The sequence below is a fragment of the Paenibacillus sp. MER TA 81-3 genome, assembly GCF_023713585.1.
GTDB classification, from domain to species: Bacteria; Bacillota; Bacilli; order Paenibacillales; family Paenibacillaceae; genus Paenibacillus_B; species Paenibacillus_B profundus.
Genome location: NZ_JAMAWB010000058.1, coordinates 1 through 503 on the forward strand (window position 1 = coordinate 1; position 503 = coordinate 503).

Below are 503 nucleotides of genomic sequence, written 5' to 3' on the forward strand. Positions count from 1 at the left end.
AGCGATAGCTACACCTTTAAAGCAGAAGGTAATGTGTACACCTTCTACTACAAAGGAACAGCACAAAAGCTGAGCGTGAACTATCTGGAGCAAGGCACGGATAAAGTTCTGGCGGAAGCCACGACCGTAGACGGAGTAACAGGTAAAACGGTGGAGCTGACAGCCGCGGAAGTAGCGGGTTACACGCCAGTGAAGGAAAGCGATAGCTACACCTTTAAAGCAGAAGGTAATGTGTACACCTTCTACTACAAGGGAAGCGCGCAGAAGCTGACGGTGAACTATCTGGAGCAAGGCACGGATAAAGTCCTGGCGGAAGCCACGACCGTAGACGGAGTAACAGGTGAAACAGTGGAGCTGAAAGCAACTGAAGTAGCGGGTTACACGCCGGTGAAGGAAAGTGATAGCTACACCTTTAAAGCAGAAGGCAATGTGTACACGTTCTACTACAAAGGAACAGCACAAAAGCTGAGCGTGAACTATCTGGAGCAAGGCACGGATAAAGT

General features: G+C 49.5%; 1 protein-coding gene. It reads left to right on the plus strand.

Features of this window, described 5'->3' with window-relative positions:
• A partial coding sequence (locus M3650_RS31190; protein WP_251580228.1) for a MucBP domain-containing protein occupies positions 1-503 on the plus strand: 503 nt, incomplete at both ends.